We start from the raw sequence: 20,872 nt of genomic DNA, 5'->3' as shown, positions 1-20,872 counted from the left end.
TCGACAAAGTGATGGTCATCATTTTCTCAAAACAGTTCGAGATTCGTCTCACGTCGAGAAATCTTGAGTAAAAGCCCCTCGATAAATTGATTGAAAGCACAGAATTCGGCGATTGCTTGCGCTTAAAAAAATATCAGCAAGACTGAAAAAGAAAACAAAAAGGAGATTATAAGAATGAAAGTTGCCCTTTTATGCAGCAGTTATTTATTGTTTGCTGTCTCCTTTGCCTTCGCGAGTATCGAACCTGCCGTGATTTACGATGGCTCGCAAATACCCACGATAGAGATCTATCAGATGGAGAAATTAAAAAAGGATCTTCGCGAGCAATTGCAATTCGTGGATTTTGGGAAAGTGAAGCAACGACATACCAAAATTAAATTTGTTAAGTTTAAGAATAACACCAATCATGTTGTAACTTGTCGGGGAGCGACTTTCACCGGTGAGGGTTTCGGTTACACCGTGGAGAATTTTGCTGTTGAGCCGGGTGAAACAACAGCGATGAAAGTTTCATTTTACGCGAATCCCGCATCGGCCGTGGGGCATAAAACCGGCAAGCTGGAGATCCGCTATGCCCATGAAGAACCGGGGGAAGAAGATCTTTTTAATATTCAGATGAAGGCGCAGGTTTATAGATAGATTGGCAATATGAATAAAGACGCCGATGAAATCGGCATCTTTATTCAAGCAAGAGTGTGGCTGTCTTCAAGACGAGTTAGTAACAAACTCTGCCGTAATAATACCAACCATAGCTATAGCAATAACAGTTGTAACCGATTGGCGCCCATTGGTTCAGATAACACCAACCATAATTGGTGCAACATTTATTGCCCCAATAGTATTTGGCATCGCCTTCATCAAGTTTCGCCATATCCAATTGTTCCTGTTCTGCTGTCGTACTCATCAGGCCTGCGGCTTGCGTTTCAATAGGGAAAAGGGGACGTCCTGAAGGCAGCTGTGACTGCGGAGCCGCGATCGCAGCGGAAGAGAATGCAAGGGCCAGAGTAAGGGTGGCTAATACCTTTCTCATAAAATCCTCCTAATTTAAGTTCACAGAAATCACTTTCCGCAAACGGTTCCAGGATAAATTTGACCGGCATAACTGCAGTAACATTCGCTGCCAATAGGGAAGTCACCCCAACCACATGATGGAGCAGGCCTCACGGGGCAGCACACGCTCATAGCGTACACGTCATCACTATCGATCTCGGGATCAAGTGCAGATGAAGAATACAACGGTGTTTGATTTTGAAGAGGGAAACGAAGAGTTCCCTGAGTCGAAGCATGGATCGACTTTGAAAAAATCAATCCTATAATGAGTACGAGACAAAACGCTTTCATGATTGCCTCTGAAGTTATAACGGCCACGAATCTATTTTCGCCCAGCTAATCACCACTCACAAGATACTGTGTTGCGGAACATAACCGGGACGGACCCATGGCCGAGTCGTTCTATTACAGAACTAGCGGCAAACGTGACCAGAGATGGTGTTGTTGCCACCGTTAGTGCATTTGCATGGAGTGCCCACGTTGAAGTAGTTGTTCAATTCACAGAAACCGCCGCCATGGCTTTGGAAGCAGCAATATTTACCTTGAGTCGCCCATTGAGTTTCGCCAGCGGCTTGCTCAGCAGTTGTAGCGTAAACTTCAGATTGAACAGAAACTGGAAGAATAGGCATTGCAGTTTCAGCTTGTGCAGAAACGCAGAAACCCAAAGCGATCAAAGTAGCAGCGAAGAATTTTTTCATGAGATCCCCCTCAATATGGTTTTTCGTTATTCAACAAACAATCCAGAGTGATGGCAAGTTGTAAAACTTCAATGAAGGGGATTTGTGATCGTTAAATCTATGGCAACATCTCACGCAGTTTGTCAGCGATCGCCATGAAAGCCTGTGCCTCTGCGCCGTTGCTGTTTGCTTCGACGATCGGAATACCTGCTTCACATGCCAAGCCTACAGAGGGATTAAATGGAATTTCCCCAAGCTTTGCAATACCTTTTTGTGCCGCGTAAGAGTCGATCTCGCCCTTCGGGAAAAGCTGCATTTTTTCGCCATTCACTGGGTTGACCATATAGGCCATGTTTTCAACCATACCCAGCAAAGGTACGTTTACGCGTTGAAACATATCGACTGCTTTTTTGACATCAATCAACGCAACGTTCTGCGGAGTGGATACTAAAACGGCGCCGGCCACTGGAACTTTTTGTGCCAGAGTCAGTTGGATGTCTCCCGTGCCTGGAGGCAGATCGACAACCAAGTAATCCAATTCGCCCCAATTCACATCGCGCAGGAACTGATCCATCGCTTTGAACAACATCGGGCCACGCCAGATAACGGCCGAACCTTCCTCGATCAAAAAGCCAATACTCATCAGTTTGATGCCGTAACGGTTGATCGGCTCAAGTTGGTTCGTTTCGGGGTTGATGTTTGGTTTTTGAGCAAGAGAGCCCAACATACGAGGAATGCTCGGACCATACACGTCAGCATCAAGTAAACCAACTTTTGATTTGCGCCCCAAGGCCATTGCGAGGTTGGTCGCAACGGTGCTTTTACCAACTCCACCCTTACCCGAGCTTACTGCGATAATATGTTTCACTCCGGGAATAGCGTTTTGTTTTTCGAAAGGATTTGGTGCTGCCATGGTCAGGGACTCCTTGCTAATTTTAAGCTGACAACGAATAATAGACTTTACATGAATAGCCAAGATTTTTTGACGTTGAACCTTGTGGGAGCAGGGGCCTTCGTTGTCTGGTACCTTTTATCTAGAGGTGGGGAGAAAACTCCTACGCGCCTGGACATGAAAGCAAAGGACAGCGCGCCGCCGCTCATCGAGCCCGAACAGCCAACTTCTGCCAAAGAGGTGGGACCTGTGGCGGCTACGCGCGCAGCTGTTCATCCGGATTTGCAAGGGGTAAGACCCAAAAATCTAAATGTGATCTTTAGCTATAATTCTCATACTTGGGATGCTTACGAAGTTTTGGGAGTGCCGGCAGGGGCGTCGATCAAGACGGTTACCGAAGCCTATCAGACTCAGATCCGTCGTTGCGACAAAGGATCCATCGAGTTTTTCGAAACGGCTTACAACGCTATTCTTAATAAAAAATAAGATCAAATTTGGTTGAATATTATCTGGCGTAAAGGCAGCTCACGCCACGACCGCGCACGATGTGCTCCCACTGAAATCTAAGGCGATCGGGATTTAAAAACACTAAATCCTGGCTGAGTGGCAAGATCTGAGGGCCCAGGTGGGCTACTTCAGTTCTGCGAATGTATTCGTCTTCAGTTTTAGAGGCAGTCGAAACCTTCCCGAAGTCATTGCGGGAAAACCGTGGGCCTTTGTCGATGTGGCAAAAGCGAACTGTGTCGAGGTCCGTGTCTTTCAGGCGTGGATTTAAAGTAAAGCCGCCACACTGTTCAATCAGAGTGATTGTGGTCGGGCAGCCGTCAGCTCCGCCGATCAGGGTGTAAGACCCTTCGCGGCCATCCCAGAGGTGTGGAGTTGTCGATGCGAAGTCGCTGGTCATCTCAGAGCTATATTTTAGGAAAGTCAGTCCCAACATGAGACAGCACAAAAAGATTTTCATTCTTCGCACTCCCGTTTGCAGAATGTAGAAGCAAGGGGCGTGCGCAGGTGCAGGGGGCTATATCGGAGTTGGCAAGGACATTCTCAAGTTGATGCGGCTAAGGGATTTTGCAGTGCCGAGGATGGGCACACAGTCCTAGTGTGCTTGAGCGGATTGGGGTTCTTTATATTCCGGCATTAGTTTTCCGCGATGGCACATATAGCATGTGGCTGTCGGGCCTTTTTTACCGTCGAAACCGTTTTCCTTTAGCATTTGAGTCAGCTTCATGTGTTCTTTGCCGACCTTGAAGCTTTTTTTGCTGTTGTCAGTGAAGTTTTGAACGTTATGACATTCAGTGCAGGTGACGCCAAGTTCACGGGAGATCGTGACCATCTCTTCACGAATATTTTCTTCTTTTTTAACGAATTTAGGTACGGACTCTGCCGAGGTGATTGAACCCACGAAAAACAGAACTGAAAGAAGACTGAAAATCATGAAATTGCGCTGCATAAAACTAGGATCACCCAGGACCAGGTCCCAGATCAAGAAAGACCCTGATTTGTTGACTGTATCTGGACCCAAGTGTAACTTCGTGACCTAGCACAAGGCAGTCCTGCCTTGAGTCCAAAACAAACTAGCAACTCCGAAGCCATCGGAGGGGAAAGTAGAGCCTTCATGAGCACTCCTGAAATCAGACCACTTACCGATTTAGCAACCTTGGTCAGCCTTAGCAAACGTCGTGGATTTGTCTTCCAATCATCCGAGATCTACGGTGGTCTTGGTAGCTGCTGGGACTATGGTCCTCTGGGCTCTTTGATGAAACTAAACGTGAAACGCGCATGGTGGAATGCCATGACTCGCAGACCCGACATTGTGGGTCTTGACGCGGCTATTTTGATGCATCCCCAAGTTTGGAAAGCTTCTGGTCACGTGGATGGTTTCTCGGATCCATTGGTGGACTGTAAAGATTGTAAAACACGTTTCCGCGCTGACAACACCGAGTCTTACCTTAAAGACGGAAAGTGCCCGAACTGTGGCAGCAAAAACTTGTCTGAAGAGCGCAATTTCAATTTGATGTTTAAAACTCACATGGGTCCTTTGGAGGATTCTGCGAGTGTCGTTTACTTGCGTCCTGAAACAGCTCAAGGTCACTTTGTGAATTTCTTGAACTGCCAACAATCTTCTCGTTACAAAGTACCATTTGGTATCGCGGCAATCGGTAAGTCGTTCCGTAACGAAATCACTCCAGGAAACTTTATTTTCCGTACCCGTGAATTCGAACAAATGGAAATGCAATATTTCGTAAAACCAGGAACTGACGAAAAATTCTTTGAAGAATGGAAAGAGCGTCGTTTGGCGTTCTATTCCAAATACGGAATCAAAAAAGAAAACTTGAAAGTTCACGTTCACGAGAAGCTTGCGCACTATGCTCGCGCGGCTGTTGACGTGGAATACAAATTCCCAATGGGTTTCTCCGAACTTGAGGGTATCCATAACCGTTCTGATTTCGATTTGACTCAACACATGAAGTTCTCGGGTAAAAATCTTGAGTACTTCGACGAAGCGAACAAAGAAAAATTCATCCCCTTCGTTATTGAAACGGCAGTGGGTTGTGATCGCTTGTTCCTGGCATTCATGTGCGATGCTTACCGTGAAGAAGTGACGAAGGACGAAGCAGGCAAAGAAGACGTGCGCGTGGTGATGGGTCTTCACCCAGAAATCGCTCCGTTCAAAGTTGCGATCTTGCCGTTGTCCAAAAAAGAAGAGCTGACTTCGATCGCGGATAAACTTCGTGATCAATTGGCTGAAGACTTTGATGTGACATACGACGAAGCGGCTTCCATCGGTAAACGCTACCGTCGTCAAGACGAGATCGGGACTCCGTTCTGCGTGACGATCGACTTTGATACAATCAACGACCAGGCGGTTACAGTTCGTCACCGCGATACAATGGTTCAAGAGCGTATCCCAATGTCACAATTGAACGCCTACGTTGCTGGAAAAATTAAAAATTTCTAAAAGGTGCCAGGTCCTATTTCTGGGAGCTGCGCATAAGAAAGGGAGCTGTTGAAGCTTCCTTTTTTATTTTGAAAACGACGACCTATCGCTGATGACGCAGCGTGCTTTCGTTGAGGATGGCGTACGTTTTTCAAAGTTAACTCAATGATGTCCATTCTGGGGGCTAAAAAGGTGACACCACCGGGCTATTTTGATAGCTGGAGCTCTGTTTATTGAAAAGGGAGTTCCATGAAAAACCTTCTGATTGCCGCTTTGGTGATTTTCAATCTTTCTCATGCTTGGGCAGAAGAGTCCGATTTGCCAATTCCAGGTGATGATGGCTCGGGTCCGGTGCAACCACTTCCAGAACCTCCTGCTGAACAACCCCAAGATCCAACTCCTTGGCCAAATCCGGAGCAACCGCGACCTCCACAGCAACCGCAGGAACCAACTCAGCCGGTGCCTCGTCCTCCATCAAATGGTGGCCCGGGTGTAGACAGTGACGATCAATTTACGATCGGTGATCGCGCATTGGCAGTTCTTGACGGCATGTACATCACCGGAACTATCGCAGGTATTTCTCGTGACGGAAAAATCATCACAGTTCGTAACGAATTCAACGGTCAATTCTCTTCCGTCAAAGCGAAGTACGTTGGCGTATGGCTGAACTGCAACAACAAAGGTCACTGTGTTGGTGCAAAAGGCATGTACGAATTCAACCGCGGCCGTAACTACAACCCGGTGGAAATCCAAGGCGTGTACTCCAATGGTTACATGGTTGTTAGAGAAGAATTGTCAGGCCGAACTTATGTGGCGTCGACGAAAGAAGTTTTGCGTGCAACGAATTGTGATCGCAAAACACGTATCTGCAAAGATGAAATGGTTCTGACAGAACCCGTGAATGGTGCTCCGTTTTTCGAAACGCGTGTGGCGGAAGTTTACGAAGGCGGCGTTTACCTTATCAATGCTTTGTACAACGGAAAAGACATTCGCAAAAATGGCGATTTGGTAAGACAGACAACTTGCTATCGCAGTTTGTGTGTCGGTCAGCAGGTTTACATGGGCACGATCGTTCGTGCTTACGACAACGGCTTCTTTGCTATTCAAGACCCTTATTCTGGTAATTTGACTTTGCGCCCTTACCGCGAGATTCGCTAAAAGAGGCCGCGTAATTTCACAAGACACGGCGTCGCTTAAAGGAGCCGTGTTTTATGAAAACAGCATTGTTCGTCTTCTTGGTTTTATTCGGTTTCACGACAACTTCCTGGGCACAGCTTCAAGACTTGCCGAATCCTGGGGATGAATTTCCTCAACCCCTGCCTCCGGATCCGAACGATCCAACACCTCAGCCAAAACCACCAGCACCCAAGCCGCCATCGACACCAGCGCCTGCGCCAGGACGAATTACTATTGGGGATTTCGTTTTATCGGGACCTTTTAAAGGCGGCCGCTACATCACAGGAATCGTCGTCAAGGTTTCGACTGACGGGCGCACGGTGTGGGTCAGAGACGATGATGACTACCAGGTCTATCAGCGCGAAGCCCGCTATATTTCAAAACGCATGAACAAAGGACCCCGCGATATCTGGCCGGGTGATAAAGTTTTAGTGGGACCGTTTAGAAATCAAACTTATACCGAAGGTGTCGTCAGAGCGGTGTATGAGCGGGGGCTTTTCATCGTGCAGGAAAACTTTGATGGCGGAAGCTATGTTCGTGATCAAACTTTAGTGGCGAAGCGAATTCCGTGTTATCGAAATCTGTGTGCTGAAGATAATGTGTGGGTGGGTGCAAGATCGGGAATCATTCGTTCTGCTTTTGATTCAGGGAAGTTCACCGTGATGGATATGGTGGATCGGAAATTATATTTGCGCGACTATAGCGATCTTAAAAAGAAATAAAAAAAGGGAGCTTTATCAGCTCCCTTTTTTTATGGTTTATAGAAATAAATCTGCACATCAAAGACGGAACGATATAACAGTCCGATCAATTCGTCGCCGGGCTTGTGTTCGCATTTAAGAGCGACTTTTCTGGCGATGACTTCATCATAGGGAAGAGCACAGGAGTTGTTTTCCAGGTACAGTGCTTTGGAACCTTCAAACGAAAGTTCAGCTTCGCAAAGTCCTGTGCCCTCTAGGGGTTTGATGTCGACAATTTCTGCAACCACTTTCGCATCTAACTGTTTGCAAACCACAGTTTCTGCAAGAGCTGAAGAAGCGGCGAAAAATGCGAAAAGAGATAAAACCACCTTCATGCAATCACCAATCTAGTAAAGAGAAACTTTGTTGCTGCCAGCTGGGTGATTCAGGATGCCGTCAACTTGGGAGCCAACAGCGTGATTGCACTCAAGCTCAACGATACCAACTTGGCTTCTAAGCAAAGGGCATGAATAGCTTGGCTCGAAATAGCTAAAAGAAATTTGCGCTACGCAAAGGTCGCCCTGTGTAGTTTGGATGGCAGTCACACGGCCGATAACCTGTGCTTGTTCGATAGAACAGTCATCAGCAGCAAAAGCAGAAGTGGTAGCTAACAAAGTCAAAATAACAGCGAAAACTTTCATAGGAATCTCCTTAAAATCGTTAAAACAGATGCCGCAGTTTTAACATAGCGAGGCGAAGTTCCCGGTATGGAAACCCCAGGCCTGTAAAACCTTGAAAAGGTGTTCAGAAAATTGTCACCTAAGTGCTGGTTTTTCTTTGAGATTACGGAACCCCGTGGATCGAGCCCAGGCTCTAATATTGTGAGGGGCGAAGTGTCGAAATATTTCATTGATTCTAAGGGTTTAGCTTGGTCTTATGCTAGGTGTTTCAGACACATTTAAGAGTATTTTAGACAAGCTGGAAGGGAAACTTATGAACCAGAACGTCACGGTTGAAAAACCAACTAACAAAACGACTATTCCGCAGAAGTTCGTTTATTTCTTCGCTGCCGGGGATTCTGAAGGCAACGCGGGAATGAAAAACATCTTGGGTGGTAAAGGTGCAAACCTTGCCGAAATGACTTCTCTAGGAATTCCAGTTCCTCCGGGATTCACAATCTCGACTGAGATCTGCACGCACTTCTATGAAGAAGGTGGCAAGCTTCCAGAATGGGTTCGTCCAAAAGTAATTGAAGCCATGCAAAAAGTGGAAACGAAAATCGGTAAAAAATTTGGTGATGTGAACAATCCACTTTTGGTTTCTGTTCGCTCCGGTGCTCGTGCTTCCATGCCAGGGATGATGGATACCATCTTGAACTTGGGTTTGAACGATCAAACAGTTGAGGGCTTGGCTAAGTCTTCTAACAATCCACGCTTTGCCTGGGATTCTTATCGCCGTTTCATCCAAATGTACTCTGATGTTGTGATGGGGATGAACTCGTCACTTCTTGAAGTGACGATGGAAGACATGAAGGAAGACAAACACTACAAACTTGATACTGAAATGACAGTGGACGATTTGAAGTTGTTGGTTAAAAAGTTCAAAGAACTTGTGCACCAAATGACAGGTCAGTCTTTCCCGTCTGATCCTTGGGAGCAATTGTGGGGTTCGGTCTCTGCAGTATTCCGCTCTTGGAACACTCCTCGCGCGATCACTTACCGTGAACTTCACAGCATTCCAGCTGCTTGGGGTACGGCAGTTAATATTCAATCCATGGTTTTTGGTAACATGGGTGATGACTCTGCAACGGGGGTGGCGTTCACTCGCAACCCTTCCACAGGTGATAAAGCGTTCTATGGTGAGTTCTTGATCAATGCACAAGGTGAAGACGTTGTGGCGGGTATCAGAACTCCGCAGCCAATTACGAAAATTGCGGCGGCGGCATCTGGCGTTCAGTCTTTGGAAGAAGCGCTTCCCCAAGCTTACCAACAGCTTGTGGATATTTATAAAAAACTAGAAGGTCACTACCGCGATATGCAGGATATCGAATTCACGATCGAGCGCTCTACGTTGTGGATGCTGCAAACTCGTAACGGTAAACGTACAGCCGCGGCAGCTTTGAAAATTGCTTGCGATATGATCGATGAAAAGTTGATCACAGAAGACGAAGCACTTCTTCGTTTGGATCCTTCTTCTTTGGATCAGCTTCTGCATCCAACGTTGGATCCCAAAGCGCAAAAAACCCTGTTGGCTAAAGGTCTTCCGGCATCTCCAGGCGGCGTGAACGGTCAAATCGTATTCACTTCCGAAGAAGCTGTTGAATGGAAAGAGCAAGGCAAAAAAGTTATCCTGGTTCGCGTGGAAACTTCTCCGGAAGACATCGCAGGCATGGTGGCAGCACAAGGTATCTTCACAACTCGTGGAGGTATGACATCTCATGCTGCGGTTGTCGCTCGTGGTATGGGTAAATGCTGCGTAGCTGGTTGTGGTGAAGTTGAAGTCGACTACCGCACGGAAACTATGAAAGTGAAAGGCTACGTTCTTAAAAAGGGCGATGTGATCACTTTGGATGGTTCCACAGGTGAAGTCTTCTTGGGCGAAGTTAAAACGATTGAACCTAAATTGGATCAATACTTCGAACGCATCATGAAAATCGCGGATCGCACGCGTAAGTTGAAAGTGCGTACGAATGCCGATACTCCGAAAGATGCGCAAACTGCTAAAAACTTTGGTGCAGAAGGTATCGGTCTTTGCCGTACAGAGCACATGTTCTTTGGTGCAGACCGTATCGATGCCGTTCGTGAAATGATCATCGCTGATAACAAAATGGACCGTGAAAAGGCTTTGTCGAAGTTGTTGCCGATGCAACGTGATGACTTCTATCAATTGTTCAAAATCATGGACGGCTTACCAGTAACGATCCGTTTGTTGGATCCACCTCTTCATGAGTTCGTTCCTCACACGGATGAGGAAACTAAAGAGTTGGCTGCACGCATCGGTACTGACTTTGATCGTCTTCGTTCCAAAGTAAAAGCTTTACACGAATTCAATCCAATGTTGGGTCACCGTGGTTGCCGTTTGGCGATCACTTATCCTGAAATCTATATCATGCAAGTTCGCGCTATCGCAGAAGCAGCGTGCATGATTATGAAGGAAGGTTTGAAGCTTTCAGCTCCTGAAATCATGATTCCACTGGTGGCGACTGACAAAGAGTTGGACATGCTTCGTGGTCAGGCGGAAAAAGAAGTTAAAAAAGTTCTGAACGAAAAGAACATGAAGTTTGATTATGCCATCGGTACTATGATCGAGCTGCCTCGTGCGGCTTTGACGGCGGATGCGATCGCTGAACATGCAGACTTCTTTAGCTTCGGTACGAACGATTTGACTCAAACGACTTTGGGCCTTTCTCGTGATGATTCCGGCCGCTTCTTGGGTTCTTACGTTTCTAACGGCATCTTGCCTAAAGATCCGTTCCAATCAATCGACCAGGTGGGCGTAGGCTCCTTGGTGAAAATGGGTGTGGATTTAGGGCGTCGTATGAAGCCGGCTTTGAAAATCGGTGTCTGCGGTGAGCACGGTGGTGATCCGGAATCTATCGAGTTCTTCCACAAAGTGGGACTTGATTACGTTTCTTGTTCTCCGTTCCGTGTACCCATTGCAAGGCTTGCTGCTGCCAGAGCAGCGCTTCTGACAAAGAAGCTGCATTCTTAACAATCGTAAGGGAGCCTTAGGGGCTCCCTTTTTTATTTCCCCACTATGTAGGGCTGCAGACGGCCTCTCAATTGCTTTTCCTAAAACAAAAGATCTTGATAACTTCTTTTCATGTTTAAAATTTGCGTCGCTTTTTTTGTTGGGATTCTGACTTACACGTCTTCATCTTCTGCAGTGGTAAAGTGTGAGCGCGCTTTCCGCGTGGGGGTGATTCAGAATGAGCCTCTATATTTTTTGGAACAAAGTGAAGCACGTGGATCGATGTTGGATACGGTGGAGGAACTTCGGAAACGCACGGGCTGTACTTTCGAAGTTTTAGAAATGTCGCGACCCACGCTGGTGGAGCGGATGAAAAATTCCAGCGTGGATATCACCGTGCTTTCCATTAAAACTCCCACGATGGATAAAGTCGGTCATTTTATTCAAATGTTTCGCAGTTACCGTGCGGTCACTCTTTCGCCTGATTTACAAAAAAAGAAATACGATCTTGATAAAGCTTTGGCGGATAAATCGGTTATTTTTGGAAGCTTCATCGGCACTCAAGGATACTTTCTGGAGCAAGAGTTAACTCAGTTGCGGGAACAGGGGCGGATCAGGCAATTTCCAGATTATGCGACAGTGTTTCAAGCGTTGAAGCGGGGGCAGGTCAAAGTCTTTGTTGGTTCCGTATCGATCTCAGATTATTTTTTACAGAAATATCGAATGCGGGATTTTGGCTTGCAGATCGATCGCAAGGTCCTCACCGGCGTGGGAACTTACTATTCGAAAAAACGCATCAGCGACGCTGATGTTAAGATGCTCGAAACAGCGCTGGTGGGAATGGTACGTGATGGAACATTAGCTAAAATTTATGCTAAATACTCCTCTGCTCTCGTCATCCAAAACGCGATTGTTCCTAACGATTAATATTTGATTGTCCAGTTGGGAAAACGTGAGAACAGCCGATAACGGCTTTATGCGTTTTTTCCTGGCTCTCCTTCTGGTACTTTCGATTTCTCCATTGGCTTTGGCCGATGAGGAGCCGTCTCCCCCATTATGGGAGTGGGGCTTAGGTCTGGGATATATACGCTATGCTGACTATCCGTCATCAGATGAGTATTCCGATCTGATGCTTCCATTTCCGACCTTTCAATATCGTGGCGAGTACTTGCGTGCGGACGATCGCGAAGGGGGCCGGGCTTATCTCTTTAAATCTGATGCGTGGTCTTTGGAGTTTTCTGGAGGGGGACGATTGCCTCTGGATTCATCCAAGAATTTGGCCCGTGAAGGCATGGAGAATTTGCCCTTGGTGCTAGACGGCGGCCCGCAGCTGGTTTGGTCAAGTGGGGGAACGTGGGAGTTTCAATTAGCTCCCTTTCTTTCGGCCGCAGCTTACGGCACGTATATCCGTCAGAATGGAATGCGCTTTAAAGCTCAAGTTATCTACCGCTGGGAAAGTTATGCGCGGGGACCTTTTTCCTCGCCCATTTATATTTCCGGTACCACGGCGCTGGAAATGAACGCCGCCAGCCAAGAGTACATGCAAACTTACTTTGAAGTGGATCCGATGTTTGCGACGGCTTCTCGCGCGGCTTACAATGCCCGGGCGGGCTTTTTAAATAACAATCTTTCTTACTATCAAAGATTTTCTTCCGGTCGTTTTTCACTCTATATTGGCGCATCGGTTTCGGACTATACGTGGTCTGCGAATCGCTCAAGCCCCCTCCATCGATCAGATTTGAATGTCGGCTATGGGGTGGGGATGATTTATCAGTTTGGTGAGTCTGCACGCCCATCGGTCGCGCCCGAAGACACTCAAGGTGTGATCAACCGCTACAGACAGCAGCGGCATGAACGTCTCATTCCTATCGATTAATCAATTACACTGGCGAGTCGCGGAAGCATTGTCTCGTTGAGCCAGTTGTTGGCAGGACGCTGGAATCTGTTTTCCCGTCGCAATGCCCAGTTGCAAGGCGCGATACAGCAGGGTTGAATGCGGATCCGAGGTGTCGCGGCTGTTCAAGGGATAAAGATTATCCATCAAGGCACAAGCCATATTACCTGTGGGAATCTGATATCTGGCTGCGAGATTCTGACTGACCTTCGCAGAGAATAGGTCTGCGAAATCTTCATTAGTGAAATTGTCCGATGCCTGTTTCTGTTGTAGGCAGGACTTTGTTGCGTCAGCCATATTGCTGTAAGCATAAACCGAGTGACCGATCTCGTGGGCAACAATCGAGGCGCCCAATTCAGGATATCTGACGCTGTACCAGCTCACCATCACGTAACCATAAGACACGGCGTTTTTGTCAGAAATTTTTTCGTCTGGGATTTTTGGGCAAAGGTTTTCCTCTTTGGAATAGTCGGCAAACATCGTCATGATCAGCGCCTTGGCATACAAAGATTGGGAATCAAGCTGTTCAAGTCCATCGGTGTCTTCCTGGATGCTTGCTGCTTTGGAGCGCAGGGCATTTAACCAAGAGGTGCTATTTTTATCTGAAGTGGGTGGATACATAAATTGGATCGCCTTCACTTTTTCATAAGCCGGATCTTGAGTGCTAATCATTGAGAGGGCCGATTCACGAGTTTGCTCTGCCAAGGATTTAAACTTTTCCAATTGTTCTGTTTGGGGATACAGATTGATCGATTGAAAATAGCGATCCGAGCAATTGTCCCTTAGATCCGTTTGCATGCGTTTAGTATGTTCCGTCTGCAGTTTCTTTTTCGAATAGATTTTGTAGAGTTGCTCTGAAGTTAAAGGAGAAGATTTCATTAGCTCCGTAATAACGGCCTTGCCTTCGCCAAACAGAAAATGTTCAAGTCGGTGTATAGACAGGGAGTACTCTGAAAGCTCCTCCATCTCATCCAGATCCAGGGCTTGAGAGGCTTTGATTTTTTCCGTAATATTCGCGTCCAGGGAATTCGCGCCTCCGATAATTTTGGTCAGACGCGGAAGATTTTTCTCAATAAAGTCCAATTCCATTTTGGCCGCTTCGATTAATGAAAGCTTTGGATGCATTTGTTGCAGATACGACCATTTGCCCATGTGTTGATAAATGTAGAAGGCTTTTTGGAAATCGACTTGGGAAAATTTGCCGTTCCAATAAAGGGACATCAATGGAATTTTGTCAGAATTTTGAAGGGCATTTAATGTCTGGAGAATTCTCAGTTGATCTTCGCTTAGATTGATATTGGCAAATTCATTTTCTTTCGCCTCAAGCTGACTGAGCCATTTTGCAGAGTTCGCTTTGCGTGAGTTGTAATAGCTCACCAAGGCCGGTTGAATGTAGTCCGCATAATATTTTTTTTGGGCCACTGTGGGGGTGGATGCTGCTTGAGTTGTTTTAATAAGGCTTGGGTATTTTTGAAATTCAGTGCTGCAAAGTTCTGTGGTGCACGCGTACTCAAGGGGATAGCTGTTTTTAAAACTCTCGCTGAAGCGACCGTTCGCTGTAAGTCCACGGCTTTCGCCGTTAGCGGGGTCCGTTGCAGGTCGATTTTGATCGGCAATCGCTGCGGGGCTCAAGCTCTCGGGACTTTTCGAGGAAGTGTCACGACAGGCAACCAATGAAGTGGCTAAGGCTAGAGTAATTGCTGTAAGAGTCGTGAAATGTCTCATTATGAGATTCTCCCGAATTTAGTTATACACCTGTCAATGTGCTGACATTGAAACCATCACTTATTGGATGTGGTTTCCGAATTTCGAACACGCTCAATATCAATGCGATGATGATGCCGAAAAACTAAACAGTGCCGTGTGTTATGGTTCGACAAATAAAGTTACGGATGTTTAATGACGAACTTATGAAAACGGGAAGTCTTAAGTCGCAGACATACAGAGATTTTATTTTCGAAGAATTCAAGAAGAGAAAGACTAAAAACTCCTCTTACTCGATGCGTGCGTTCGCTCGTGATTTGGACCTGAATGCCTCTCGTTTGAGCGAAATTATGAATGGTAAAGTAGGTTTGTCAGATCTTAAGGGCGCAGAGATGGCAGGGCGTTTTGGCCTCAGTGGTAAAGATCGCGAATACTTCTTGGACCTAATTCGTGCGGAGCATTCGCGGAGTTCAATTGCTAAGAAAGAAGCTCGCGAGCGCGTTCGCATGTACCTGCTTGACGAACGCACTTTGACAGATTCTGAAGTTCACGCCGTCGTGGATTGGCGGAACCTGGCTTTGCTTGAACTTTTGGCGGTTCCAGAAATCGAAACTTCGGCATCATCCTTTGCGAAACGCCTGGGGCTTCCCGTATCTGAAGTTGAAGAGGTCGTCGCACAACTGGTGGCGAGCAAGATGTTGGACACGACCGGGGAACGCTGGCAAGCGCTGGAAGGCGACTTCACAACCTCTGCAGATGTGTCTTCCCATGCGATTCAAAATTTCCATCATCAGATGTTAAAGCGCGCGGATCGCGCCATCCAGAATGATGCCGTTGAGGAGCGCGAATTTTCATCGGTGATCTTTGCAATGAGTGCAGAGCAGATGAAATATGCCAAAGACCGACTACGTGAATTCCGTCGTGCTTTGGTTCGTGATCTGGAAGCGATTCCCGGTAAAGAAAAAGTCTTTAGTTTGTCCATGCAGTTGTTTGAGCTCAAAGGAGATGCAGAATGAAAATTCTAATCGGCGTTTGTGTTTTATTATTTTCTGTAAACATCTTTGCCGCGAAAGAAGTGCAAAATGGTGGGGGTGGGACTTCTCAAGATGGTTCTTACCAAACTTTTGGTTCTGCGCGCATTTCTGTGGATAAAGATCCCTTGGGTTTCTATGCGGTTCCAGGATTAAGTCTGTTGACGGATCGTATTTTACGAATGCCGTTGCCTGAGAATGTAAAAGGGGAATTGTTGGCGGCCATCACGCCGTCACTTGCACGAAACTATCACCAAATCAGCTCTGACAAATTTGATCCGGATGCACGTCGCAATCTGGTTGCGATTTATGCAAAGCTTTTGAACGTTTCATCAGATAACGTGGTGATCTTTGCCGTCACTGAGCCAAAAACGAAAAAGACAATGCTTTTGCCAGAGTTCTTTCGCTTGAACGAAATTGAACAAGCGGCAATTCTTTTTCACGAGGCTCTGTGGTTGGTGAATCCTAGCGCGACCTACGAGCAAATCATTGATATCGAACAAGCCGCTCAAGCTCATTTTCAGGAGCCCGCAAGTAAGACCCATCTACTTAGAGTTTTATATGCTTTGGGTGTTTTTGTTCACCAGCCCATGCTGCCTCTGGTTCCGGCCATCATCCTTCAGTATCGTCCTGATTCAATTCTTGATGAAGACTGGTCGCCAGTGATTATTCCAATGGATGATTTCTTTGGTGGCTTTGAGGAATTGGATCGATTCTTGTGCAAAAAAAACCCAAAGATGAATTGTTCTGAACCCTTTCCTTATAAAATTGACTTGCGCGACGTGATCCGCGTGAGGGCTGCGCAAAATCCCGAAAACCTTTTCTATCTGGCCTTCAGCGATTATCTTCAGGATGTGCATCAGATTAATGTGAACATTATGGATAACGTCAGAGGTTCGACGCCATATCACGAGTACTACCACAGGATGTTCTTGGAAGTAGATGTGCAGGCTCCTAAAACTTTAAGCTTCACCTTAATCGATCATCAGGGACGCAGAGTTGGTGATCTTTACTTTTTTAATTAGTGAAGAAAGTACGTCACCAAAATCGTCAGAGTTAATGTTGTTATCACAATCTTAAATGCGGCTTCTTTAGAGATTTTTTCTTTCGGATAAATTTCAGATTTTTTGTATTGCATAGATGCCTCCTGATGCGCAGATCATAAAACTCCGGGAATCAAAGAGGCGTAAAATGCCTCTGAAGCCTCATCAAAAATAAATCAAAAGCAGAAATTTAGCGCTGCGCATATAATGCGGAGCGCTTTTTCGTTAAAGGACTCGCGATATTTCTGCTTAACTTTTCAGCGTTTATAATTCTTTTGGCAAGCCACAGTTGACATAGGTCTCTCCAGACTGGAGAGTTAAATGGCCTTTGGTCTAGGTTGTTGGCAAATCACCTTCTTCTTCGTTGATCGGTCGTTGCAGTACAATGTACAGCTTCCTCCCTCTCGCCTCGAATAAGCTGATTTGCCAACAACCTAGCTAGACCTTGGGCTTGTATATTTTGAGTAACTCATGTGACTCAAGAGGGGAATATACCTTGAGAATTAAAAAGATTGAACTCATTGGTTTTAAATCGTTCAAAGATCGCACGGTGATCCATTTCGATTCTGGTATTACAGGTATCGTTGGACCAAATGGTTGCGGTAAATCCAATATCGTAGATGCCCTAATGTGGGTTATGGGTGACCAGTCTGCGAAAGATCTTCGTGCATCGCAAATGACTGACGTTATCTTCGGTGGTGCTGAAGGCTACGCGCCCCTAGGTATGTGTGAAGTGTCATTGACGCTTGAAAATGATGGCGGCGCATTCCCAGTTAAATACATCAAACACTCTGAGATCATGGTGACTCGTCGTCTTCACAGAAACGGTGAGGGTGAGTACTTCATCAATAAAGAACCAGCTCGTTTGAAGGACTTGCAAGAGATCTTCATGGATACGGGTGCGGGCTCTAAAGGTTTCTCTATCATCGCTCAAGGTATGATCGGTAAGATCATCACTTCGAAACCGGAAGACCGTCGTATGCTTATCGAAGAAGCTGCGGGTATCACGAAGTTCAAAGCTCGTAAAAAAGAATCTCAACGTAAATTGATTCAAACAGATCAAAACTTGCTTCGTTTGCAAGACATCGTGGGCGAGTTGAAACGTCAAATCGATTCTTTGCAAAGACAAGCACAACGTGCAGAACGTTACCGCAACATCAAAAACCAAATCGAAGATTTGGATTTGTGGATTTCTACAGCTCAATACGTGGAGTTGGCTCGCGCGGCTGAGGAAGCTCAAGCAATCTTCAATGAAGCGCAAAGCATGGAAATCGAAGGCGACGCCAATCTTTCGACTCTTCAAGGTCAATTGGAAGTTTTGAAACTGCAAATCCTTGAAAAAGAGAAAATGGCTGAAGAGCACCAGACTGTTTACTTCGACAAACAAGGCACTGTTCAAAAGAAAGAGATGGAGATTCAAGAACTTCGTTTCGAAATCGAACAAGCCCGTCGTAATGAACAAATGACTGGGACAATCCTGCAAGAGCAACAAGCTCGTCAGGAATTGCTAGCTCGTGACAAAGCGACTTTGGAAGCTCAAGTAACAGAGCTTAAAGAAGAAGCGGAAACACTGACTGCGACTTTTAACGAAAAAAATGACATCTTCCAAAACTTCAACTCCCGTATTGGGACTGTTGATGAAGATTTGACGACGAAACGCCGCGAATTGTTCGCAGTGGGTCAGTCGGAGTCTTCATTGGATGCGCGTGTGAACTCTTTGTCAGCACAGATCGCTGATTTGAGCGAGCGCCAGGATAACGAACAACAAGTTTTGAACGAACTTCGTGAAAAACAGGTTGAGTTCGAAAGCCGTCGCAAAAAAGTGACGAACGATCTTGATAAAGAACGCCAAATGCAATTGGACTTGGCTTCTGACGTTGATTCTTTCGAAGCTAATAAAAAGATCCTGACCGAGTCAGCGGCCGAGAAAAAATTGGAAGTGGAATCATTCAAAGACTCTTTGAATGAAGTGGCTTCTCGTTTGTACGGTCTTGAAAACTTGCAAAACAACTTCGAGGGTTTCCAAGAAGGTGTGAAACAAGTGATGTTGTGGCAAAAAACTCGCTCCCAAGAGTTGATGGCTGATGGTTCAGTGGTTACTCACTTCCAACCGGTTTCTGAAGTTGTTGAAGTTCCGGCTGAGTATGAAGTGGCAATGGAAGCGGCATTGGGCTCGCGCCTGCAAATGCTTTTGTCTTCTGATGCGAACATCGCCGTAGACGCTGTTTCTCATTTGAAGGAACAAAAATCCGGTCGTTCCAGCTTCATGTCCGCAAGCGATCAAAATGTGGCTTTCAACCGTTCTGAATCTCCAATTGGTCAAGAAGGCGTTCAAGCTATCTTGAAAGATGTGGTGCAGGCGGCGGATAAGTTCAAAAACGCTGTTACTTATATGTTGGACGGTGTAGCGATCGTTGATTCTATCCGTACGGCTTTGAATCTTCGTGCGACTTACACGGGCTGGACATTTGTTACTCTTGATGGTGACACTTTGACTGCTGACGGTGTTTTGACAGGTGGTTCCTCTGAATCTGCGGATTCTGGAATGCTTAAACGTCGCCGTGAGATCAAAGAATTGTCTGAGAAAAAAGACGAATACGCCGGCAAACTTCAATTGGCGCAAATGGCTCTTAAAAAAGTTGAAGAGCAATTGGCGAACGTATTGAACGATTTCGAAGGCGCTCAAAAACGCAAAATTGACCAAGAAATCAAAGTTACTGAATTCAGAAAAGACCTTGAACGCGCCGAGAACGAAGTTCAAAACGCGCAAGCTGCGGTTGAACGCCAAGAACGCGAAGTCAAAAAATTGTCTGAACAGTTAGAGGTTCAAGAGCAAAAAATGGAAGAGTTGAACGAGGCTTTGATCGAAGCTCGCGAGAAGAAAGTTCTTCTTGAAGGCGAAGTAGAAGCTTTGAACTCAGAATTGAACTCAGTTCGCCTGGGCTTTGACGGTCTGCAAGCGGAAGTAACTGATCTTCAAGTAAGATCGGCTTCTAAAACTCAGGAATACACCGGTGTTTTGAGACAGCTTGAGATGGTTTCCAAATCTTTGTCGGACCTTGATGCTCAACTCGCTCGTATGAGTGAAGAGGCTGAAGGCTACAACTCTCAAATGACTGAGAGCCAAGTGACTTTGGAAGAAAAGAAAATCGAATTTGAACGTCTTTTGGATGAAGTTGAGCAATTGAAACTTCAAGCGGCTCGCACGAAGGACGAATACGAAGTGATGTCTGAGACAATCCGCGCGATCGAAGAGGAAGCAAGTGCTTCTCAACGTCTTCGCAACGAAAGACAACACAAAATGAACGACTCTCAATTGAAGCTTGAACAAGCTAAAATGAAAGAGCAGTACTTGGTGGATTCAATCCGTGAACGTTACATGTTGAACCTTCCTGATGTTATTGAAAAATACATTAATAAAGAAGGCGACTTCATGGAAGCTGATGCTCAATTGAAAGATCTTCGCGAGAAATTGGCGAAAATCGGCGAAGTGAACTTGTCAGCAATCGAAGAGTACGAAGAAACAGCCACTCGTTATGAGTTCCTGACGAAACAACATGCAGATTTGACAGAAGCGAAAGAGCAACTTCGTAAAGTTATCGATCGTATCAACAGAATCTGTTCTAAACGTTTCAAAGAGACCTTTGACTTGGTTAATGAGCGTTTCACTCGTGTATTCCCAGTCCTATTCGGTGGTGGTGAAGCGTGGTTGGAGCTGGTTGAAGAAACTGAGAAAAATGAAGCGGGTATCGAAATCATCGCTCGCCCTCCAGGCAAGAAAACACAAAACGTGTCTTTGATGTCCGGTGGTGAGAAAGCTTTGACTGCGGTAGCTCTAGTATTCTCGATCTTCCTGGTGAAACCATCACCATACTGCTTGCTGGATGAGGTTGATGCGCCACTTGATGACGCCAACGTATTCCGTTTCAACGACTTGGTTCGCGAGATGGCAAAACGCTCTCAAATCATCGTTGTTACCCATAACAAGCACACGATGGAAGTTGCTAAGAAACTTTACGGCGTAACTATGCAAGAGCGTGGTGTATCGACGATGGTTTCTGTAGCTTTGAACGACATCAAATAGTCTTTTAAGATTC

Annotated in this window: 20 protein-coding genes; 11 read left to right on the top strand and 9 right to left on the bottom strand. The window is 46.0% G+C overall.

What is annotated here, in order from left to right; genetic code table 11:
* Positions 1–174: 174 nt before the first annotated feature.
* Complete coding sequence (locus DOM22_RS14495) at positions 175–636, top strand: DUF1573 domain-containing protein (protein ID WP_142701069.1); 462 nt, start codon at positions 175–177, stop codon at positions 634–636.
* A gap of 76 nt (positions 637–712) precedes the next feature.
* Here DOM22_RS14495 and DOM22_RS14490 read toward each other — a convergent pair whose 3' ends face one another.
* From DOM22_RS14490 to DOM22_RS14480, 4 genes are all read right to left on the bottom strand, one after another.
* Positions 713–1,027 (bottom strand): hypothetical protein, encoded by a 315-nt coding sequence (locus DOM22_RS14490; RefSeq protein WP_142701068.1) that lies wholly within the window; start codon positions 1,025–1,027, stop codon positions 713–715.
* Between the two features lie 29 nt (positions 1,028–1,056).
* Complete coding sequence (locus DOM22_RS19945; RefSeq protein WP_168196670.1) at positions 1,057–1,338, bottom strand: hypothetical protein; 282 nt, start codon at positions 1,336–1,338, stop codon at positions 1,057–1,059.
* Positions 1,339–1,460: 122 nt separating this feature from the next.
* The gene (locus DOM22_RS14485; RefSeq protein ID WP_142701067.1) at positions 1,461–1,745 is read right to left on the bottom strand and encodes a hypothetical protein; all 285 of its coding nucleotides are present in this window, start codon (positions 1,743–1,745) and stop codon (positions 1,461–1,463) included.
* A 97-nt stretch (positions 1,746–1,842) separates the two neighbouring features.
* Positions 1,843–2,637, bottom strand: a complete 795-nt coding sequence (locus tag DOM22_RS14480) for an Mrp/NBP35 family ATP-binding protein (RefSeq protein WP_142701066.1) — start codon at positions 2,635–2,637, stop codon at positions 1,843–1,845.
* A 51-nt stretch (positions 2,638–2,688) separates the two neighbouring features.
* Here DOM22_RS14480 and DOM22_RS14475 point away from each other — a divergent pair, with 51 nt between their 5' ends.
* Positions 2,689–3,102, top strand: a complete 414-nt coding sequence (locus DOM22_RS14475; protein ID WP_142701065.1) for a J domain-containing protein — start codon at positions 2,689–2,691, stop codon at positions 3,100–3,102.
* 19 nt (positions 3,103–3,121) lie between these two features.
* On the opposite strand, the gene DOM22_RS14470 is transcribed toward DOM22_RS14475, so the two are convergent.
* Positions 3,122–3,580 (bottom strand): hypothetical protein, encoded by a 459-nt coding sequence (locus DOM22_RS14470; protein ID WP_142701064.1) that lies wholly within the window; start codon positions 3,578–3,580, stop codon positions 3,122–3,124.
* Positions 3,581–3,715: 135 nt separating this feature from the next.
* Positions 3,716–4,141, bottom strand: a complete 426-nt coding sequence (locus tag DOM22_RS14465; RefSeq protein ID WP_210415633.1) for a cytochrome c3 family protein — start codon at positions 4,139–4,141, stop codon at positions 3,716–3,718.
* A 93-nt stretch (positions 4,142–4,234) separates the two neighbouring features.
* On the opposite strand from DOM22_RS14465, the gene DOM22_RS14460 reads away from it, so the two are divergent.
* The 3 genes from DOM22_RS14460 to DOM22_RS14450 all read left to right on the top strand — a co-directional run bounded on the left by DOM22_RS14460 (position 4,235) and on the right by DOM22_RS14450 (position 7,455).
* Complete coding sequence (locus DOM22_RS14460) at positions 4,235–5,578, top strand: glycine--tRNA ligase (RefSeq protein WP_142701062.1); 1,344 nt, start codon at positions 4,235–4,237, stop codon at positions 5,576–5,578.
* 228 nt (positions 5,579–5,806) lie between these two features.
* On the top strand, positions 5,807–6,715 hold the full coding sequence (locus DOM22_RS14455) for a hypothetical protein (protein ID WP_142701061.1): 909 nt from the start codon (positions 5,807–5,809) through the stop codon (positions 6,713–6,715).
* Positions 6,716–6,768: 53 nt separating this feature from the next.
* On the top strand, positions 6,769–7,455 hold the full coding sequence (locus DOM22_RS14450; protein WP_142701060.1) for a hypothetical protein: 687 nt from the start codon (positions 6,769–6,771) through the stop codon (positions 7,453–7,455).
* 29 nt (positions 7,456–7,484) lie between these two features.
* Here the strand turns inward: DOM22_RS14450 and DOM22_RS14445 are convergent, their stop codons facing one another.
* On the bottom strand, positions 7,485–7,808 hold the full coding sequence (locus DOM22_RS14445; RefSeq protein WP_142701059.1) for a hypothetical protein: 324 nt from the start codon (positions 7,806–7,808) through the stop codon (positions 7,485–7,487).
* A 12-nt stretch (positions 7,809–7,820) separates the two neighbouring features.
* Complete coding sequence (locus DOM22_RS14440; RefSeq protein WP_142701058.1) at positions 7,821–8,114, bottom strand: hypothetical protein; 294 nt, start codon at positions 8,112–8,114, stop codon at positions 7,821–7,823.
* Positions 8,115–8,406: 292 nt separating this feature from the next.
* On the opposite strand from DOM22_RS14440, the gene ppdK reads away from it, so the two are divergent.
* From ppdK to DOM22_RS14425, 3 genes are all read left to right on the top strand, one after another.
* A complete protein-coding gene (ppdK, locus tag DOM22_RS14435) occupies positions 8,407–11,124 on the top strand; it encodes a pyruvate, phosphate dikinase (RefSeq protein WP_142701057.1) in 2,718 nt (905 codons plus the stop codon).
* Positions 11,125–11,235: 111 nt separating this feature from the next.
* Positions 11,236–12,030 carry an ABC transporter substrate-binding protein gene (locus DOM22_RS14430; protein WP_142701056.1) on the top strand — a complete coding sequence of 265 codons (795 nt, stop codon included), beginning with the start codon at positions 11,236–11,238 and terminating at the stop codon, positions 12,028–12,030.
* Positions 12,031–12,055: 25 nt separating this feature from the next.
* The gene (locus tag DOM22_RS14425) at positions 12,056–12,979 is read left to right on the top strand and encodes a MipA/OmpV family protein (RefSeq protein ID WP_210415632.1); all 924 of its coding nucleotides are present in this window, start codon (positions 12,056–12,058) and stop codon (positions 12,977–12,979) included.
* Here the strand turns inward: DOM22_RS14425 and DOM22_RS14420 are convergent, their stop codons facing one another.
* Entirely contained in the window at positions 12,980–14,722 is a 1,743-nt protein-coding gene (locus DOM22_RS14420; protein WP_142701054.1) for a hypothetical protein, read from the bottom strand.
* 185 nt (positions 14,723–14,907) lie between these two features.
* Between DOM22_RS14420 and DOM22_RS14415 the strand changes: the two genes are divergently transcribed.
* The 3 genes from DOM22_RS14415 to smc all read left to right on the top strand — a co-directional run bounded on the left by DOM22_RS14415 (position 14,908) and on the right by smc (position 20,859).
* Positions 14,908–15,717 carry a TIGR02147 family protein gene (locus DOM22_RS14415; RefSeq protein WP_168196668.1) on the top strand — a complete coding sequence of 270 codons (810 nt, stop codon included), beginning with the start codon at positions 14,908–14,910 and terminating at the stop codon, positions 15,715–15,717.
* Positions 15,714–16,757 (top strand): hypothetical protein, encoded by a 1,044-nt coding sequence (locus DOM22_RS14410; protein ID WP_142701052.1) that lies wholly within the window; start codon positions 15,714–15,716, stop codon positions 16,755–16,757. The genes DOM22_RS14415 and DOM22_RS14410 overlap by 4 nt, the downstream gene beginning before the upstream one ends.
* 514 nt (positions 16,758–17,271) lie before the next feature.
* The gene (smc, locus tag DOM22_RS14405; RefSeq protein WP_142701051.1) at positions 17,272–20,859 is read left to right on the top strand and encodes a chromosome segregation protein SMC; all 3,588 of its coding nucleotides are present in this window, start codon (positions 17,272–17,274) and stop codon (positions 20,857–20,859) included.
* The last annotated feature ends 13 nt before the right edge of the window (positions 20,860–20,872 follow it).

It is taken from the genome of Bdellovibrio sp. ZAP7 (assembly GCF_006874645.1).
GTDB lineage: Bacteria > Bdellovibrionota > Bdellovibrionia > Bdellovibrionales > Bdellovibrionaceae > Bdellovibrio.
Note: the sequence above shows the minus strand (reverse complement) of the source record. Positions and strands in the feature narration are given on the sequence as shown.

Coding starts and splice junctions, on each gene's coding strand:
- DOM22_RS14495 (WP_142701069.1), top strand. CDS start 175: ATGAAAGTTGCCCTTTTATGCAGCAGTTATTTATTGTTTGCTGTCTCC.
- DOM22_RS14490 (WP_142701068.1), bottom strand. CDS start 1,027: ATGAGAAAGGTATTAGCCACCCTTACTCTGGCCCTTGCATTCTCTTCC.
- DOM22_RS19945 (WP_168196670.1), bottom strand. CDS start 1,338: ATGAAAGCGTTTTGTCTCGTACTCATTATAGGATTGATTTTTTCAAAG.
- DOM22_RS14485 (WP_142701067.1), bottom strand. CDS start 1,745: ATGAAAAAATTCTTCGCTGCTACTTTGATCGCTTTGGGTTTCTGCGTT.
- DOM22_RS14480 (WP_142701066.1), bottom strand. CDS start 2,637: ATGGCAGCACCAAATCCTTTCGAAAAACAAAACGCTATTCCCGGAGTG.
- DOM22_RS14475 (WP_142701065.1), top strand. CDS start 2,689: ATGAATAGCCAAGATTTTTTGACGTTGAACCTTGTGGGAGCAGGGGCC.
- DOM22_RS14470 (WP_142701064.1), bottom strand. CDS start 3,580: ATGAAAATCTTTTTGTGCTGTCTCATGTTGGGACTGACTTTCCTAAAA.
- DOM22_RS14460 (WP_142701062.1), top strand. CDS start 4,235: ATGAGCACTCCTGAAATCAGACCACTTACCGATTTAGCAACCTTGGTC.
- DOM22_RS14455 (WP_142701061.1), top strand. CDS start 5,807: ATGAAAAACCTTCTGATTGCCGCTTTGGTGATTTTCAATCTTTCTCAT.
- DOM22_RS14450 (WP_142701060.1), top strand. CDS start 6,769: ATGAAAACAGCATTGTTCGTCTTCTTGGTTTTATTCGGTTTCACGACA.
- DOM22_RS14445 (WP_142701059.1), bottom strand. CDS start 7,808: ATGAAGGTGGTTTTATCTCTTTTCGCATTTTTCGCCGCTTCTTCAGCT.
- DOM22_RS14440 (WP_142701058.1), bottom strand. CDS start 8,114: ATGAAAGTTTTCGCTGTTATTTTGACTTTGTTAGCTACCACTTCTGCT.
- ppdK (WP_142701057.1), top strand. CDS start 8,407: ATGAACCAGAACGTCACGGTTGAAAAACCAACTAACAAAACGACTATT.
- DOM22_RS14430 (WP_142701056.1), top strand. CDS start 11,236: ATGTTTAAAATTTGCGTCGCTTTTTTTGTTGGGATTCTGACTTACACG.
- DOM22_RS14420 (WP_142701054.1), bottom strand. CDS start 14,722: ATGAGACATTTCACGACTCTTACAGCAATTACTCTAGCCTTAGCCACT.
- DOM22_RS14415 (WP_168196668.1), top strand. CDS start 14,908: ATGAAAACGGGAAGTCTTAAGTCGCAGACATACAGAGATTTTATTTTC.
- DOM22_RS14410 (WP_142701052.1), top strand. CDS start 15,714: ATGAAAATTCTAATCGGCGTTTGTGTTTTATTATTTTCTGTAAACATC.